The 18,814-nt window shown below is 58.8% G+C and carries 4 protein-coding genes; 1 reads left to right on the plus strand and 3 read right to left on the minus strand.

Going from position 1 to position 18,814, the window contains the following annotated elements:
* Positions 1-13: 13 nt before the first annotated feature.
* Positions 14-15,391 (minus strand): PLxRFG domain-containing protein, encoded by a 15,378-nt coding sequence (locus ACSQ3H_RS07805; protein WP_436116518.1) that lies wholly within the window; start codon positions 15,389-15,391, stop codon positions 14-16.
* Positions 15,392-15,546: 155 nt separating this feature from the next.
* Here ACSQ3H_RS07805 and ACSQ3H_RS07810 point away from each other — a divergent pair, with 155 nt between their 5' ends.
* Positions 15,547-15,783, plus strand: a complete 237-nt coding sequence (locus tag ACSQ3H_RS07810) for a hypothetical protein (protein WP_436116519.1) — start codon at positions 15,547-15,549, stop codon at positions 15,781-15,783.
* On the opposite strand, the gene ACSQ3H_RS07815 is transcribed toward ACSQ3H_RS07810, so the two are convergent.
* Entirely contained in the window at positions 15,784-17,604 is a 1,821-nt protein-coding gene (locus tag ACSQ3H_RS07815; RefSeq protein WP_436116520.1) for a hypothetical protein, read from the minus strand.
* Complete coding sequence (locus ACSQ3H_RS07820; protein WP_436116521.1) at positions 17,601-18,770, minus strand: tail fiber domain-containing protein; 1,170 nt, start codon at positions 18,768-18,770, stop codon at positions 17,601-17,603. Before ACSQ3H_RS07820 ends, ACSQ3H_RS07815 begins: the two co-directional genes overlap by 4 nt.
* Positions 18,771-18,814: the final 44 nt, after the last annotated feature.

The raw sequence follows: 18,814 nt of genomic DNA on the forward strand, positions 1-18,814 counted from the left end.
AGCCCCACTCTTCCTAGTTTATGCGTTCCGGCAAGCGCTCCCTCAACATCTTTCCGAGGCGCGGATTCGCGATCAGAGCGCCGTCCTCACGCTTCGCCGCGTTGCGTGCCCGCGTTTTCAGCGACTGATGCAGGGTGTCGGCGCCGATAGCGAGGGGACGGTTGATCGGGACAGCATTGAAGCGCTTGATCTTCTCCATCACTTCCGCCTTGCCTTCGTCATCGTGCATCGTTGCAGCCAGCGCATAAGCGTTCATGAGGGCACGCCGCTTGTCGAGAACACGCGCCTCTGCATTTTTCAGTGCGGAGTTGCGATCATAGGTTTCAGTCACCTTCGCCGGGGTGAAACCAACTGCCTGCGCAATGAAGTCCCACGGGTCCATCTCGGATTGCGCAAGTACCTCGTCGCCGCCGATGTTCTGGACACCCTCAGTCGCATAGCGATAGGATTTCATCAGGTCTTTTACGACCTTCGGTGCTGCCGCTTCAATACCGCGTGCAACCTCTCCCTGTTTGATCAGGCTGAAGCCGTTCCACATGTTGCCGCCCATGCCAACGGTGGCACCAAGCGTGTTCATGACCCAATACTGATACTCGCCCTGGCCTTGCAGCTCGCGTGGTGGCGAACGGAACCAAAGATCGGGCATGCCGATGCGGCTGGTCAGATCGACACCGAGATAATGACCGGGTGCGCCATTGAGCACGACACCCGCCAGCTCGGGACCGAGTATGTCCGTTGCCGATTTGCGGAACTCCTGCTCAAAGCCCAGCGGATCGTCATCGTCGCCGAATATCGCACCAGCGATCATCATTGCGATGTTGAAGCCCATGACGCCCGTGACACCACCGAGCAGTGACATCATGCCGAACACACCAGCGAGCTGGTAGCGAGCTTCCTTACGCGCTGCCGGCGTAGCCCCTTTGAATGCCTGGTGCAGATCCCGCGTTACCCGGTACAGCATATTAATATTATGGGTTCTGAACGTTAAAACCACCTTCATAAAATCGTTCTGCATGATGGCAGGGCGGTTCGAGTTGGAATAGTCGAAGTGCGTTTTCCATGTCAGATCATGCGCCGTATTGATGGCGTCGGTCTGGTTCTGACCAGCGGATCGAGCCATGCGATAGGCGGCAAGAGCAGTCACCTCGCGGTTCCAAACCTCTGTCTTGTGGAACGCCCAAGACAGGACGCCCATCACCTTGGAACGCCATACCGAGTAGTCCACGCCAGTTTCGCCGACACCCGCCAAATCGTGAGCCTGTGTCTTGTCGATCATGCCGCTGTTGTAGAACGCTTGCATGGCGTTCTTCTCGTCCGGAGTGAGGTTCGCATCTGTGACCGAACCCTTGCCCCTGACGCTATCCAGCGAAGCCTTTGCGATCGCCGCGGCGGCATTGGTGAAGCTGCCGAACCTGCCGGCAAGCATGGGGATGCCAAGCATAGGCGTCTGGGTCATGTTGACGAGGGCAGAAGCGGGTGACGCTGCGAGATACCATACGAAGGCGGTGCTCGACATGATCTGCGCCACTTGACCGCCCATGGGGTTCATCACCCAATCGTGGCGGTTCTTCAACTCGTTTGCCAGCGTCATGCCCGCATCCGGATTGTCTGCCTTTCTGGCCTGATCGGCGGCGTTGTTGGTAAGTTCCTGAAGCTCCATGCCATACTTCAAGCGGCCCATCTGGTGAGCGGCATGGAACATGTGGGAACCGAAGGCGCGCAGCGCATCACCATCGAAACCAGCGGTGCCCTTACGATGAATGAACTTCTTGCGCGTCGAGAGGTCCGGCATGGTTTCAAGGTACCGTTGCCAAATCTGATCGAGCACCGTGTTCATGGTCGAGCCGTCAAGCCCGGTACCGCCGAGGATGGTCTGGATCTCGGCAAGAATGCGCGGGTCCATGGCCTGACGGATTTCGGAGCCGCTTTCCATGACACCAGTATCCACCTTGGCGTTGGGGTACGATTCGCGCATTTCCTTGGCGAGACGGTTCCGATCGGCGGCATTCTCACGGCGCGAGAACGACAAGACGGTGCCGTCAACGTCGCGGACGGTGACGAAATACCGCCCATGGCGTGCCAGCGGGAAGTATGGCTCCTGGACTCGGCTTGCTTCGAAGGCAACGCGCATCTTGGTAAGCCGGGCTTTCATCGACCAACCAGCGCGCGTCGAAGCTCCAACATATGCCTTTTCAGCATCTTCCAGTGCTTGCTGGCGTGCCGATGGCGACATGCGGGTTTGCTCGATGCGCTCAATCTCTTCGCGGTGCGCGGCTTCCGCCTTACGCTGAGTGATCTCATGTGCCTTCCGCACGTTGTCGAGCAGTATCTTGTCCAGTTCTGCGGCTTGCGCCTTATAGGCTTCGCGCACCTCGATGTAGAGTTCACGCGCAGCGGGAGCCATCGCTATGAACTGTTTACGCAATGCCTGGTAGCGCGGATGTGAGGTGTTCTCTTCGTCAGTCTTGGCAGGATCGACACCAGCGAGCGTCGCGGTGTGCATCATGTCGGCCAGTTCCGCCGCCTTGGTCGTGTTGCTCTTGAGCCCTACACGGACGTATTTCAACCAGCGCTTTGCGATGGTATCGGCATCTGCCTGTTTGTGACCACGATAGGCGTCAAGGGCGCGCTTGGTGCGCAGGTAATCATCCACCGCCGTCATGTTGGGCTGTGCCAGTTCCGTGAAGTAATTCAGCGGTACCGCCTTCAGGAGTTTCGGCTGAATATCGGTCAGCTTGCCGCGAACCTCATCAATCACCTTCTCCTGAGTGATGGTGGCGATCCTGCTTTCGGCAATGGAATAGCTAATGCGGGAATCGTTCGGATCGAAGGTGCCGCGATTGTTGACGGACTTGATCTGCGTCGGATCGAAGGCGACTATTTCGTTCACACCCTCGTTGACAATCCCGTCGTATCCCTGCGCCTTCAACTCTGCTATGCGCCGATTATCGAGATAGGCAGACTTTTCACCACGGTTACTAACGCGCTTTCCATTGAGGCGCGCTTTGACCTTCTCAACAAATCCCGGCCCCTTTACAACGAGCGGATTCTCGATCCGGAGGTACACCGGATAAACAGAGCGTCCACTCCCGTCAGTCGATTTGTTCTTACTGCTGAAAATGCCGGCAAGCTTAGGGTCAGCCGAAAAATATAGACCGCGACCGGCTTCTCCATGCCCCGGCTCAAAAGCTTCAATGTCGTTGTTCGACCCATGATAAACCACAAGTGGCTTACCAGAATTATCGACAACCTTGCTTTGGCCAAACCATTTCGAAAATGCCTGGCTGTCTGCACCAGCGTTGCCCCGGCTTGTTTCGCCGCTTCTGGCACGATCGAACACATCCTCTGCGGTCTGGAAGCCGCGCCCAACGAGTAGATTGCGCACGCGGCGTACGAGCGTGGCAATTCGGTCCCACAACGCCCTGACGGCAACGTGTGGCTTGATGGTGGCCTTTCCGGCGGCGTAGATCGCGAACGCTTCCGCTTCAAGCTCCTTCTGGCTCATGTTCGCGGCCTGCGCCTCACGGCCGAGCGCGCCCGACACGATGCGGCGCAACCGGCCCACTTCGGCCTTCAGCACGTTCCGGTCCTTGCTGGTGAGGAATAGACGCTGCAGTCTGTGAAACGCCTCATGGAACGCTACGCGGGCGGAGCCGCTATCGAGCGCTATGGTGATGGCATCCTTGGAAGGATCATAGAAACCAGCGGCTGTGGTCGGCGCGTCATTGCCCCAACCAGGCGCACCATTCGGCAAGTCAATGCGCTGGGTGAACGCTACATCGGAGAGGCCGGAAACTTCCTTGATGATATCGCGGATTTCCTGCTGCGCGGCTTCGTCTAGCGCTGGCCGCTCGACGGTTCCACCATCTACGGTGTCCCAACCGGCCAAGGAAGGCTCTGCGCCTTTCGGTGCTTCGGTTGCTGGCGCTGAGGCTGGCTTTGGCTTGGGCTTCAGCTGGTCGAGCACTTCCCGGTGACGTTGCGACGATTCGGTAAGTTGATCCGCTCCGGACCACGGACCAATCTGCTTTTCCAATGCTGGGATAGACTTGTCGATATCGGAAATGCGGTCCTCAATTTGAAGCGGTGCGTCTGGCAACCGGCGAACCGTGTTGAGGATTTTCATCGCGGTACCGAGCGCGTCGGCTTCCTCGATATCCTTGATGACGACTTCATGCAGATCGGCGCCATCGATGTTGATCGTGAACGTGCTGGTGTGGTCATGCACCATCGTCAAATCAAACCCGGCATACTTGCCAAGTTTCACCTCTTCTGTCTTGTCCTTCAGCATGGCGCGACCGGCGGCAACCAGCGCAGCGCCAAATTCCTTCTGCTTCTCGAACGTTTCACCCTGGACAACAGCCGAGAATGGTTGCTTCGCGGCTTCCGTGGCCGTGGCGGCGTCTTTCAATGCAGACACCATTTGCTTCGTGAGGCTCTGCTTCTCTTCCCGCATTTCACGGGTGCGGCGAACAAGGCGATGTTGCTCACGGTCGTGCTCTGCCGACTGACCTTCCAACTTGCGCACCTTCTGTCGAAGGTCCATTTCTTCAAGGATCAGCGGATTGCCGGATGCGGCTGCTTTCATCTCGGCTGAGTTGGCAGCTTCACCAGCAATGTCTTCTACTTCGCGGGTCTTGATTCCGCCTTTGCGCATCTGCTGGATGAAACGGGCCTTGCCTTCGATGGTCTGCCACTGGCGCGCATCGAGCGTGTTCTTGGTCGCATAGCGCAGGATCTCGATTTCAAAGCCGTCCGGATCCTCGCCATAAAGATCGTTACCCTGGCGGATGCCGCGACCGTCACGCTGTTCAAGATCGGAAGGACGCCACGGGGCATCGAGGTGATGCAGCGCCACAAGCCTGTTCTGAACGTTGGTACCGGCACCCATCTTCGGCGTGGAGCCGAGCAACACGCGAATCCGCCCCGACCGGACTTTGCCGAACAGCTCTTCCTTCTGAAGATCAGTGTTGGCGTCATGGATGAAGGCGATTTCGTTCTCAGGCACGCCGCGGCGGATCAACTTCTCTTTCAGATCGTCATAGACACTGAACTTGCTTTCCAGCGCATCGAACTCATCCGGCGACATGTTGTCGAGCTTGGTCTGCGCCGCCTCGTCGCCTGTCTCTGCTTTCCGCATCAGTTCGCGGATAGCGGCCGCTTCCTTCGCTTTGGCCTTCTGTGGGGTGGAAAGATCGATGAACACAAGCTGCGTGCCCTTCTTCTCGTTCCACGCGTCATAGATGCGCTTGATGTTGTCGGCTGCAATATGGACCTTGGAGCCGGGCCTATCGGGATAGGATGGATCGATCAGGCGCATATCGAGCGCGGCCTTACGCGCGTCGGACATGACCTTGAGCATATTGTCGCCGCCCTTTTCCGCCTTCTTCGGCAGGTTTTCGGCGCGGTAAACCAGCGAGCCGGAGGGGAACGACAGAACACCGTCTTTGTCCGTAGTGCCTTCGCCAATGAACCTGGCTTGATCGTTTGAGCGCTCAACGACGACGTTCTGCGGCTTGCCGCCCTTCACCCTCGGCAGTGCAAATTTCTGTCCCTTGGCGGCGAGCGCAGCCTTGATATCGTCATTGTTGATAACGTCGGCGAAGCTCAAATACCGCTGCATCAATTCAGGCATGTTCACGAAGCGGGCAAACCGGCTGTTGAGTTTGTACTGACCGGATGGCGATAGCTCCCAATCCGTCACCACGTCGCCGAACACCCGCGCCCATGCGTCGAAATGCGAGACCCCAAGGTCTTTGAGCGCCTTCTTGTCGAGGTAGCGCTGTAGCGTGAACATTTCCGCCATCGTGTTCGACAGCGGCGTGCCGGTAGCCGTCACGACGTTCTGACCGCCCGTGCGCTCAAGCACGATCGCGATCTTCTGGTACATATCAGCGGCCTTCTGGCTACCGGCGGCGTTTCCTAAACCAGCGACACGCTGCATCGACGTGCTGAAGGCGAGGTTTTTGAATTCGTGAAACTCGTCGACATAGAGTGCATCGACACCCAGCTCATCGAAATACAGGCCATCGTCCTTTCGTCCGGCGTCAAGAAGGCGCTGAAGTTTCGCAACCAAGGTGTCGCGTGCTTTCGACAGCGCACCGACGTTTCGGCTCTTTTCGCCCGTGGCTTCACGCAATGCGCCAATCGAAGCCTCCATGTCGGCAACCTGCTCCTGGATGAACTTCGCCTCAAACTCCGGAGTGACGCCAATCTTGCCGAATGACGAGTGCGCAACGATCACCACATCCCAATCACCTGTTGCTACTCGAGCGAACAGTCGCTTGCGGTTCTCGGCCTCGAAATCCTTCTTGGTGGCGGCAAGCACCTTTGCGCCGGGATAGAGCCTGATGAAATCTGCGGCCCACTGCCCGACAAGATGGTTCGGCACGGTTAGCATAGGCTTCTTCGCCTGACCGATGCGCCTCTTCTCCATGATCGAGGCAATCAGCGCGAAGGTTTTACCAGCGCCGACGGTGTGATCCGCAAGCGCGGTACCGGACTGCAGCGTGCGCCAGACAAAGTTGATCTGGTTGGGCTTCAATTCGATAATCTTGTTACCAACCTTGCCCGGCAGCGAAAGGTGCGAGCCGTCAAAGGTGCGGAGAACATCGGTGTTGAACGTATCGTTGTACAACCGGCTGAGTTGCTCGCGGCGCGCATCGTCCGTCCAAAGCCACTTCTTCCACTCTGCCTTGACACGCTCAAGCTTCTCATTGGCCGCATCGGTCGCGGCCTGGTTGACCGTCGAGGTGCCGTCGCGGTGCGTGTCGCGAACAGTGATCGCCTGACCATTCATCGCGGCATCGAGCACAGCCTGCACACTGGTGCGATCGGTGCCATATTGTGCAGCTGCGGCTTCGGTCGGACGTTTAGCCTCGACCACCCATTTTGCATTCGCCTTCGAAAAGAACGCGCGAGCGCCGCTGGCGTCCGTGATCAGATCAACGAAGTCAGCGACGTGGTTCGCGGGCAACCATGGCGCACCGGGTTTCACGTCGATATCGACTGGCTCGATGTCGGCCGGGATGACGTCACGAAGCGCCGCGACGTTGCGGCGATAGTCCGGATCAATTTCCGCCGCGCGCTGGGCCTCCGCCAGCTTCTGCTTCACGTTCCCCGAAAGGTAATCGTCTGCCGTGGTATAAGAGCCTGCCGGCGTCTTGTAGACCAGCGGACCAAGCTCTTTCACGATCGCGTCAGCGGACTTGCCGTAGAGCTTCGACATTGCGTCGAGATCGACATGGCCGCGATCGGCAAGCACCGTCGCCAGCGCATCCTTGGCGGATGTGGCGGTGGTCGGCAGACGATAGGGCTCTTGGGTCCGCTTTGTGAAGATTGGTGCCTTGCGAGCCGAGGGACCGCGTGCTGTCTCGCCCGTGGCCTTGGCGACGGCGGCGCTGATACCCTTGTCGTAACCCTCTTCAAGCGCCGAGATTTGCGGCCATGTCGGATCGTCACGGAACAACCGGCGGTTAGCGTCGGAATTGATGGGCCCATGCTTTTTCAACAACGCGTCGTAGAACTCATTGAGGCGTTTGCGCAGATTGGTGAGCTTGGCATCGGTGGCGTTCTCATCGATCTGCGCGCGGCGCAGCCGTGCAAAGGCATCGCGGATGCGGATCATAGCCGCAACGCGCTCTTTCGCCTTATCACTGCCGAGATCCACAACGCTGGATTGCGCCTTACCCAGCGAATCCGCGCCGCGAATGTGAACCGTGCCGTCTGGCGATAGGAACATGGAGCCGGGCTGTGCCGTATCAACGGTGTCCGGAACTTCGACAGTCTCCACCGCTACGGGCGCACCAGGCGCTTCCATCACGCCGTCCGGCAGTTTTCCGATAGCCTGGTCGAGCAGCTGGGCCAAGTCCTCGCCGGGACGTGCAACCAGCGCAGGCTCATCGGCGCGATACATGGAGCCGTAACCGCCGAAGTCACCCAGCATCATGTCCGGATGCTTTGTGAAATAGTCATTGAGCGGGAGGGTGCGGCCTTCCTTGTCTTTGAACGTGCCGACGTTCACCCACGACGCATCGCTCGAAGCCTCACCATCTAGCCGCTTTTGCAGCAGAATGATATCCGTGGTCACTTCGGTACCAGCGTTTTTCAGGAACGCATTGTTAGGCAGGCGGATAGCGCCAAGCAGGTTCGCGCGATCGCTGATGTACTGGCGGGCCTTGGCGTCTGCACCGTCAAGGAACGCGTTCGTTACGACCATCGCCAACACGCCGTTTGGCTTCAGCGCATCGACGCTCTTCGCAAAGAAGAAGTTGTGAATGCTGAACTTGTTGAGCGCGCGCCGGGCCTTGTCATAAAGGCGCTCGCTTCCGAAAGGCGGATTGCCGATCGCAAGGTCAAAGTGTCCATCCGGTACCGATAGTTCTTGGAAGCCTACAGGGGCTTGGATGTTCGCAGCGGGATAGAGGTTTTTCGCAATGCCACCCGTGATGTGATCCAGCTCTACGCCGGTCACCATGGCACCATCGCGCAACGCGCCGGGCATCAAGCCGAGGAAGTTACCAGCACCAACCGAAGGTTCAAGCACCTGACCACCTTGGAAGCCGAGACGCTGCGCAATGCGCCACATGGCCTCGACAACTTCTGGCGAGGTGTAGTGTGCGTTTCGGGTGGAAGATTCCGCGGCTCTGAATTCTTCGGGTGTCAGCAGCTCCTTGAGTTCGGACGCTTCCTTTTCCCAGCCTTTGTTGACCGTACCGTCCTCGCGGGCAAACGCAGCGCGCAGGCCACCCCAGCCAACCCATTTGGCGAGCACGGACTGTTCGTCGCGCGTCGCTGGACGGTTCTCGGATTCGAGTGTGCGCAACAGCTTGACGGCTGCAACATTGTTCCGGAATTTGGATTTCGCGCCACCCTGGCCGAGTTCGTCGGCATCGGAAATGGTATAATCAACTGGTCGGTCTGCCGCTGGTGTCGCGACCGACTGAGACGCATCTACCTGATTGGCATCGTCCGCTGGCCGCTTCGAACTGCGTCCCTCATCTGGTGCGTCAGTGACGCGCCCTGTGCCGGCTTCGCTGGCTGATCTTCCGGCCTCAGAAGTAGATACTCCTCGCGCACCATCTGCCACGCCTCGTCCGGTTGGAACCCGCTGTCCTCCAGCTGGCTCACTTCCAAATAGGTCTGGTTCGCCGCGTACTGGAGACTCTCTTCCAGTATCCCGCCTTCCTTCAGTTCCTTGTACCGGTTCGGAAGGAATTCCTTCCAGTGCTGCCGAGCCAGCTCCACCCAATTTTGCAGATTTGCCATTTGCCGGTTCCTCTTTCAGCGCGGCGAGTGCGGTCTTGACGGCCTCTGCATCGTCGGTACCGGCAATGTCTATGCCGGAGTCCTCCATCAGATCCCGAGCGCCGTTATACCATGCGCGCAAAAATGGTCGAACTTTTTCTACGGTCACACCCATGTCGAGCGCGACGGCTTTGGCGAAGTCAGCAAAGCGGCGCGCACCGGCCTCGATGTGGAACGCAGCGAGTTCGGTACCGAGCGCCAAAATCTCCGGATCGATGCCGGATGAAATCTGACCATTCAGCTTCGCGCGGAGTTTTGCGCGGACCTCGTCGGCGCGATCGCGCGACACAAGCTTGTTTGTCGAGCCCCAATCCGCCGGTACCGGCGATGCCGCAATATCTGGCTGCTGGTCAACTGAATCGGCTTTGGAGGCGACCGTATCGGGCTTTGCGACAACCGTATCGGCTTTTTGATCAACTGGAACGGGATTATCGCGCTCCCATTTTACCAACTCGCGGGTGTCTGGCTGGGTGGCGTGAACACGCTCGCGTGCATCTTTCAGCGGCACACCATCGGCGTCCACGGCGATGACGCGAACCTTCCAGCGATCGCCGTCACGCTCGAATCCGATAACCTTATCAAGACCGCCGTAGCCCTGAACGATCCGGCCTGGCTGGAAATAGTTTTCCAGTCGATCGAAGAGGGGCGGGAGTTTCGCCTTTGCCTTCTTCTTGGCTGTTGGTTTCGGTGCATCTGGCGTTGGCGGGGCCTTTTCCACCATCCGGAAATTGAACGTCTTGCGCAACGCGTCCGCAAGTCGCTTGCCTTCAAGAACATGTCTCTGTGGCCCGTCGTCGGTATCGAGAATAATCGTGGCCTTGGGACCGGGGCGAGTTTCGAGCATGTACTTGCGGCCTGTGGCACCGCCAGTGCCGAAGACGGAGTCCGCCACTGCGAGCAATTCCGCATCTGTGCCGGCACGCGCTACCTCATCTTCAAGGCGCTGATCTCCACCTTTTACTTGGCTGGCAAGGCGAGAAAGTGCGTCTTGTATCGCATCGTCCGGACCATTCCAAAGCTCCGAGAAGGGATGGTTGTCGAGGCTTACCGTGCCAAGAGCGTCGAGTTCTGACGCCATCTGCTCGCGCAGTTTCACTGGATTGGATGAATTGCCAAGTTCACGGGCTAAGGCATCAGGACCGCCATAGGCTTTCGCGAGCTTGTTATAATCCTCGTCGCGAAGGTCATTCAGCCATTTCGCAACAACGTTCTTCCGCTTGACGATATCGTGCATACCGTCAAATTCTTCGATCTGGGGTACACTTTTACGCTGAACGGGAGCGGATTGTTTACCCTGCGGTGCTTCCGCAACCGTCGCAGCCTCGCTCTGGGGCGCAAACGGCTTCGTCGTGTCGCCATTGCTCAACCAGCGCTTGAAATCGCCTAGCGTGGTCGCTGTGACGTCGCCCATGCCTTTCCAGCCCTTGGCGTAGTTCTCGTTGTACGCAACGCGGGCCTCGACCTCGTTGGCATAGCCGGTCATGACCTTGTGTTCGTCAAACGTGCCGTTCGGGCTTTGCTGATCGACAACGAAGATAGGCGACGCATCGGTCAGTGTTTCGGTACCGGGCTTAACGAAGGTGTCAATGTGATCCTTGTCACGGCCAATGGTGCCTTTGAAGTAGCCGTAATGGCTCTTCATTTTGACAGCCCAAGCCTTACCCTTGGAGTCGACGCCCTTACGCTCCGATCCGGCCGGGTTCTCGATCGAGATATCCATGCCGCCCAGGCTGACATGACCAAGCTTGTAGTTCCCGGCTTCCTTCTGCGCCTGCGATGGCTCTGGACGGTCGTTTTGGGGCGAGGTAGCCGCTTCATGCGCAGCGATATCAATCGGCGCGGTGACTCCATTCTTCCGGGCTTTGCGCCTTGCATCCTGCTCTGCAATTATCGCACTACGCGTAGCCGCTTCCTGCTCGCTCGCCTTGCCCGCTTCACGATCAGCAATCCATTCAGCTGCTGTAGCGTCCGGATCCAGTCCAGCATCCTTGGCGGCTTCCCGAATCCCCTTCAATTGCTCTTCGAACGTTTGATCTGCGGGGGTACCAGTTTTCGGTACCCCTTCGGCCTTTTCTTCGGTTGTCCAGTTTTTGTCGCGGAGCGCGGTAATCTTCTGCGTATCTGTGCTGCTAATTCTAGCCATGCCGTCACCGGCAATATTGACGCCGTAGCCGCGCAGCCGATCTTTCTCCTCGTCCGTCAGATTGATCGCAGTCTCGCCGGTGTAGTCGCCGTTATCGTCCTTAACCGCTACACCGTCCATGAGAAGGCTGGAGAACAGACCAGCGTCTCCGTAGGTCATATCCCCTACGGTCTTGGCTTTCTCCACGGGTGCAGCGGCGCGGTACTTGGCAAGCTTGGCCTGAATGTTCGGCTTGTGGTTCTTCCAAATGAACTTCTCGGAACGCTTCACACCGGCTTTCGCCAGTATGTCCTTCCGCTGATCGTCATTCAGTTCGCTGTCCCACCAGGTTGCGAGCGACTGTTTCGCCTGCTTTGCGGCCTCTGCCGCTTCATCGATCGGCAACGGATCGGATGCTGTACGCTCTGCGCGGGCGGTTTTCAGGCGCTCGGCATTGAGTTCGTGCATGTTCACGGGCAGATCGGAGCGCGATTCCTTCGCAGCACGCTCGACGCGGTACCGGTAATCGTCTGCGAGCTTGCCGAGCGTTTCAGGCGTCACACCGAACTTGTCAGCGAGCTCGCCCTGCTTCGCGGGGAATGCACGGTCCAGATCGAGCGCCGACGTGCCGAGCAAGCGCTTGGACGTAATGCGCTCTTTGCCGAGGTCGAACAGCTGCGCGTGGAGCGCATCGGGCATAACCATCTGTTTGCCGCCCACCGTGCGGTTCTCTGGCGCGGGCGCGATCTTTTCGCGCTCAACGGGCGGATCGTTCTTCAAAGCCTCCTGTTCGGCCTGTTTGGCGGTTTCCTTGGTGACATACATGTCATCAACCGAAACCTGCATTTCGGTGCCGGCCTCGTTGGTGACAACGGCCTCCGGACCTTTCTCGCCATCTTCCCAGCGCTCAATGCGACCGCTGAAGCGTTCAACTCCCGGCGCCTGGACGATGACACGCTCGCCAGCCATGGGCGGGCCTTGCGGACGCGATGCGGCCTTTATCTGATCCGATTCCGGCGGGAGCGTCGATTTGCGCTCGCCTCCAACGGGTTCCGCTGCCGGCATGGTCTGTTCAGTGACGGCTGGCTTGTTGTTCTTCAGGATGTCGTCGGCTTGTTCCGGCGTCATCTTCCGAATGGCTTCGGGTGTGTAGCCCATACCCTCGATCTGGGAGCGCATGCCCTGAGTGATGATCGGGCGCTCTGCCGGTGCAGCTGCTTCTTCCTTCGCGGCTTTCTCCTTCGCCACGATCTCTTCCGGCGGCGCTGCAATCTGGGTCAGACTGGCAACCGGGATCTGCATTACCTCGCCAGTGCTGGAATCAATGACCTGTGCTTCGCCATCCTGATAGCTGTCGATGCGGCCCATGAACGGATCCACGCCGGGCGCATCAACGCGAACCGTTGCACCTGGCTTGGGAGCACCATCGGGTGCCGCATTCTTGGCAGGCAAAGGCCGCGGGCTTTGCGAGCCCAGAAGATTGTTGCCCATTACCGTCGTGCGGCCGTCCGGAAGCACGACACGGCGCATGTTCGTGGATACGCCGGTCTGATCCGGAGCCAGCGTCACGGTCTGACCGTTGAACGCACCCGGTCCCGAGTCACCGATTGGCCCATCGTTCACGGTGAACTTCTGGACGTTCTGCTGCGCGCCATATTCAGCGGCACGGGCCAGCGGGCCTTTAGGAGCCTCGGGTGTCGCGGGCTCTTCCGCCGAATGATCCTCTGCCGCGCCGTGTTCGGCACGCTTGCTCAACAGACCACCGCCAGCGCCGGGGACGGCACCGCCAAGCGCGCCGAGCACGAAGTCGGAGAACGTGCCCTCGGTAAGATCGAGATCGGTACCAACGCCTTCATTGACGCCGTGGCGAGTGGCGATGGTTTCGCCTACTTCCTGCGAACCTTCCTCAAAGCCCGATGCAACGGCACGACCAGCAACGCGGGTGGCGATCCTTCCACCTTCGAACAAATGCGAAGCGGGGTGGATGAGCTTCGTAGTCATTGCACCGCCCAATGCGGACACCGGGAAATCCCACATGAACGCAGATTTACCAGCGGCTTCCTTCGTCGCGTCGATCGCCTGTCGGCGGGTCTTACCAGCGGCGATCTGCTCGCGGTAATAGGCCGACTCCCTTTCGAGCATGCCGGGCTGCTTCGCCATTTCATCGATTGTTTCACGCGCCGTCTGTTCGGCAGAGCCACCGCCTTGAGCACCGCCCAGCGCCATACCGACGGTGGTACTGCCACCCGACAGCGCGGCACCGGCAACGATGGGAAGCATCTGACCAAATATATCGAGGCCAAGTGCCATAAATCCGCGCGCGCTTGGTTTTTCGCCGAGCGACCATGTCGACGGTTTCAAGATATCGCCACTGAGGTTCGTGTTGGCGACGGCCTCGCGTGTCGCGGCCGAAACGCCGACCGGATTATTTTGCACTTCGTCGCCGAACTTATACAACCAGTCGGCCGGCATCGTCAGACCGTTGCTGGGTTCGTAATTCGTCCCGAAGATCGGGTTGATTATGTCCGTGACGGTGGGACCGCCCACGATATTCGCGGCTTGACCGGCAGTACGAACAAGGGCGCTAATCCCCTTGAACGCGCCGCCCACGACATAGTTGGTCATGTCGGTTATGAGCCAAGGCTGCTTGGCGTCGAAATCCTTCTTGAACGCGCCGTACTCTTCCTGCGTCATCTCCTTGTAGCGGCCGGGCTCTTTCGCCTCGAGCTGCTGGAGCATCGGATTAGTCGCGTCAGGTTGTGCCGCATCCGGAGCGGGTGCTGGTGCTTCGGGCTCTGGCTGCTGAATACCGAACGGATTGTCCTCATCGATGATGAGCCCCATCGGATTTTGGGGAACGAAGTCGGCGCCGACCTCGATAGCCTTGCCGGATGACTTGCTGCTCACTGCAGTCGGTGCTTTGCCCTGCGCGACTTGCTGAAACCATGCCGGGGCTTTGTTCATAAGCCGCGCGGTGCGATCGTGCATGAACCAGTCGCCACCCTTGCCGGTTTGGTCCTTCAGATCGACGTGCAACATATTTGGCGAGTCGGAATACGTGCCAAAGCGCTTCACACCACGGGCGCGCAAATCTTGCACCAGCGCAGCGCGTTGCTGATCATTCATGCCGCGCAGATCGATATCGGCAGCTTCGCCAAGGGCGTGCTCGCCTGGCTTTTCCTTTGCGGCCTCTATGGGGTGCTGTGGCGAGCGATAGCCGGACGTGATCGTGAAATCCATGCCCAATGCCTTGGACGTATCTTTCAGGATGGCATTAAAAGCAGGATTGAGCTTGTCCTGATCGGGGTGGTTGAAGTGCAGCGCGCCGCCCGTGCCTTCATATTTCGGCTCTGGGTCTGGGGGCACAAGGCGCGCAAGGCCACGACGGCTGTCAGGTTGAGGCTCTTGACCAAGACCCAGCTGGTTCTCGATCGCTTTCGCCGCCGGTGCCTGTGACGGCTCGCCAGCGGTTACGCCGGAATTGTAGAACGTCTGTTTGCCGATTCGAGCAACGGCTGGCATCTTTGCCGCCCAATCCGGGTTGGCGCTGTCGTTCTTGAAGTGATCAGCGCCGCCGGTAGGGTCAGGCATCGAGCCGTCGAGAATGCCGCGCACGATCTGCTCTGCCTGCGAACGCACCGCCGGATCCTGCTGTGCAAGCCGCGAGCCTTCGCCGGGGTTTTCATAACCCTCGAACTGCTTGGGAGCGCGGACAACGTCACCAATGCCCTGATTGCGCGTCGCGGCGCGGTTCTTGATGACCGACGCAACAGCGGCCATGCCCTCCGGACCTTCGCCGCCGGCTTCGGCGATCACGGTGTTTACAACGTCATTGAAATCGCGGTCGTTGGCGTTGCCGATCGGCGCGGAGGTGGATTGCGGGAGGGCTGGGGTTTCCGGCTTATTTGCCTGGGCGAAGTCGCCACCGAACTGGAAATCCTTGCCAACATCGATAATAGCCATGACGTGATCCGCATATGGAGGAGCGGCACGTCATGCGCCTTGATTTGGCGACTATAGATGCACTCGGCGGTTGGCGCGAGAGGGGGTAGCTCGTAATATTAAGTTGATGGCTTAAATCCGCGCATATAAGGTCCGCGCAACATTAAGGGGCGGTCATGACTGAAAACGTTGTCCAGATGAAAATAACCAATTTCGAGATCACTCCTACTGACGCTCCGGAGCTTTCCGAAGAGGCTGAAAAAGCCGTTGCTGCCCTATCCCGGTATTGGGATGAAACATGGGACGAGTGGGCGAAAAGGGCCATGGGCCTTTCATACGGCCAAGCCCTTCAGATCGTCGTCGATCGTGACAAGCCCACGTGCGGGATCGTCAATTTACTCGCCCGATCGTAGCTACTGTGCAGGCTCGGCGTCTGCCGTCCGGGCTTTCTGAACCGCCTGCTTCAGCGCCGTAGGCCATTCTTCCGGACTGATTCCGGCATTCACGAGCCGCTGCGCGATCGCATTCGGGTTGCCGCCCTGTGACATATAATCGGCCGCATCAGCGATCATGTCTTCCTTAGTGGGAGCCGACTGAGATTGAGCCTGCGGCGCGTACATCTGCTCCTGCTGGCTGTGGAGCGATTCAGCGTACGCCGTCGCGTCATCCGGATTGTCGAAGATGCCAAGGTGCTTGCCAGTGCGTCCATATTGCTCCTTGGCCTCATCATCCGAGAGGATGCGGGAGCCATCATCGGCAACGGTTGGGATGAGGACTTCCTGCCCCTTGTTGTTCTGGAAAGACATCGAACGAACCGTGCTTATCGAACCATCCGCATTTTTCACCACGGGGCGCTTTGTAAGATCAATGTTGCCCGGCGTAACCAATCCCTTGACGTCAACACCGGCCATTGTCATAGGCTGCCCAGCCGGCGTCGGGGTTGGCGCGGCCCGTGAAGGTCTTGGAGTCGGTATAGGTACCTGACCCAGACCGGGTTGTTGCGCGGCAGATGATGCCTGCTGCGGCTGTGCCGGGGCTGGTGCCGATTGTTGTCCCGTATCGGCAACGGGAATCCAGCCTTGGTCGCCTGTAGCTCCGGCCATGCCTGTTGTTTCGGCATACTGATATGTCCTGCCATCCGGCCCGCGTCTGATTTCACCCTGCGAACCCGGTGCCATCGAACTGTTGATGTTGTTAGGGTTAGGCGCTGGTGTGGGAGCCGGTGCCGCCTGTGCCTGCCCGCCCAATCCGGGTTGCTGCGCTGGAGCTGCCTGCTGTGGAGCTGGTGGCGCGGCTTGAGCTGGTGCTTGGACCGGCTGACCCGACTGCGTATCAATGATGACCTTCTGCGGAGGTGCGGGACGGTTTGTCGGGCGACCAAGGCCGGGCGACCTGTCCGCTGAATATTGATCCGCTGCCGCGAGATTGGCACGGATTTTCTTATCCTGATCTTCTGGCGACAGATCAGCGAAGTCGAGATCGTTTTTCAGAAGGTTTTCTTGCACCTTGCCGTAAGCCTCTGCGTTCACATCCTTCTTGTCCGGAGCATAACGCAGATCGACCTGTTTCTTGGTCGTGTAGTCTTCCAAGTCCTGCTGGCGCTTTGTCGCAGCGGCACGAGTGGCGGCGTTCTGCGCAATAGCCGCGTCCGGACTAAGCCATCGCGCAATACCTTCGCCGAGCTGTCCCTTCGGGATATCCTGAGTCGTGATTTTACCGTCCGGACCTTTGAGACGAACGCGAAACCCGATAGTTTGACCGTTCTGCTGTAGATCGTCCTTCCCGTCAAACTCATATCCGTGGTCGATGTAGCCCTTCAGCTGCCCGGCCTTGATCGCATCATTGAACGCGCCCTCGGCATCACCATTTTGGGCCTTGAACAGCGAACTGGCGAAAAGTCGCCCACCCTTCAGTGTGTCCTCGCTCTGCCCCCAATCCATGAGATCCTTTGCCTCGGCAACCTTACCCTGCTTCAGCATTTCCATCTTGCGCTGTGGCAAAGCGTATTTGAGCCAGAAGTCGTCGAACTTCGAACCATCCTGAGTGCCGTCCTTCACACCCTGGTCGAACTTCGCCTGGGTGTCTGTCTCGATGCCCTTGAGCCTTTCCGTGCTCGCGTCGGCTTCGGCCTGGAGTTTGTCGGCGCGCTTATCCTTGTTTATCTTGTCGCCAAGATTATAGCCGTTCTCGAACCCGCCCATAAATGCGCCAAGACCGATTCCCAAGCTGCTCATGCTGCTACTCCCAAGCCAACAGGCATATTGCGGCGAGCAGCTGGAGGCGGTGCGCTCCTGCCTCTGCTTTGACCAAGACCAACAGCGCTGGCGACCTTGTCAACCTTCTTGCTGAGATCCTGCACGGCTTTCATGGTGATGCCGATCGCGTCGATTGCGTTGATGGATTTGCCGTCACCTTTGCCAGTGGCCCTCTGGAAATCCTGCGCATACGTCCCGACATGGCGACCACCGTCACCTTCGCCCGGCTTATAAGACCATTCCTCGACCGGCATAGCGTTGACAGCATCGAGGCCGGCACCTTCATCCATGGCCACCTTGTCCTCTTTGACATTCTCGTCGGATTTGTAAATCAGGCCTGCAATGCCTCCCACTGCCGAAGCGATACCACCCACACTCGCGGCATCAGCGGCCTGTTGGGCGTTCCACGAATTGAGCGTGTTCGAATACTGTGTGTTAAGGGCGCTTGCCTGAGCGCCGTAGCCTTGCATCTGCCCCGAAAATCCAGAATTCATGACATTGCCAGCCTGCATTTGCTGAGCATTCGCGCTGCCCGTAAGACCAACAGCACTCGATCCGGCATCAAGTCCCAACGCGGTTGCTTGTGCTGACTGAGCGGGCAGGCCACGGCCCATATTGGCAACATCGGCCTTCAGCGCTAGTCCCTTGTCCACGACAGCCTGGCGTGCGCTGTTTGCTGCACCAGCGGTGGCAAGTGCGGTTCCCATTTCACCAGCGCGCTCGATGCCCGCATATCGTCCTGACGTGGGATTAAGGCCCATTGCAGAGGCGTTCCGTTCCGCTCCAGCGCGAGCTGCGGTCGATGCGGTCTGTACGTCTGCTGTGGCTGCTGCGGCTGCTGCTGCCTGCTTTTCCGGAGTATCATAGTTGCTCGCCTCTTGGACGAACTGATCCTCGACAGGTTTGAAGACCGTGTTGTATCGATCTCGATCCTCTGTCGCCCATTTGGCCTGCTGGTCGGCAACGCCGAGCTGCTTCTCCGTTACCTGCTTGGTGATCGCATCGAGGCCCTTCTGGCGCTCTGTCGAGACGGCAAAGGAATCCTTGGCGAAACTAAGCCAATCCTGCCCGGTCTGCGCCTGCGCAAGCGCGGCAGCACCGATCTGCGGATCTGGACTAGGAGCGGGGGAGGAGTCTTTACCCATGGGTGCATTCCTTGACTGAGGATCTGCACATCATGCGCCGGACG

Source organism: Phyllobacterium sp. LjRoot231, from assembly GCF_964253365.1.
Taxonomy (GTDB): domain Bacteria; phylum Pseudomonadota; class Alphaproteobacteria; order Rhizobiales; family Rhizobiaceae; genus Phyllobacterium.

Coding starts and splice junctions, on each gene's coding strand:
- ACSQ3H_RS07805 (WP_436116518.1), bottom strand. CDS start 15,391: ATGGCTATTATCGATGTTGGCAAGGATTTCCAGTTCGGTGGCGACTTC.
- ACSQ3H_RS07810 (WP_436116519.1), top strand. CDS start 15,547: ATGACTGAAAACGTTGTCCAGATGAAAATAACCAATTTCGAGATCACT.
- ACSQ3H_RS07815 (WP_436116520.1), bottom strand. CDS start 17,604: ATGAGCAGCTTGGGAATCGGTCTTGGCGCATTTATGGGCGGGTTCGAG.
- ACSQ3H_RS07820 (WP_436116521.1), bottom strand. CDS start 18,770: ATGGGTAAAGACTCCTCCCCCGCTCCTAGTCCAGATCCGCAGATCGGT.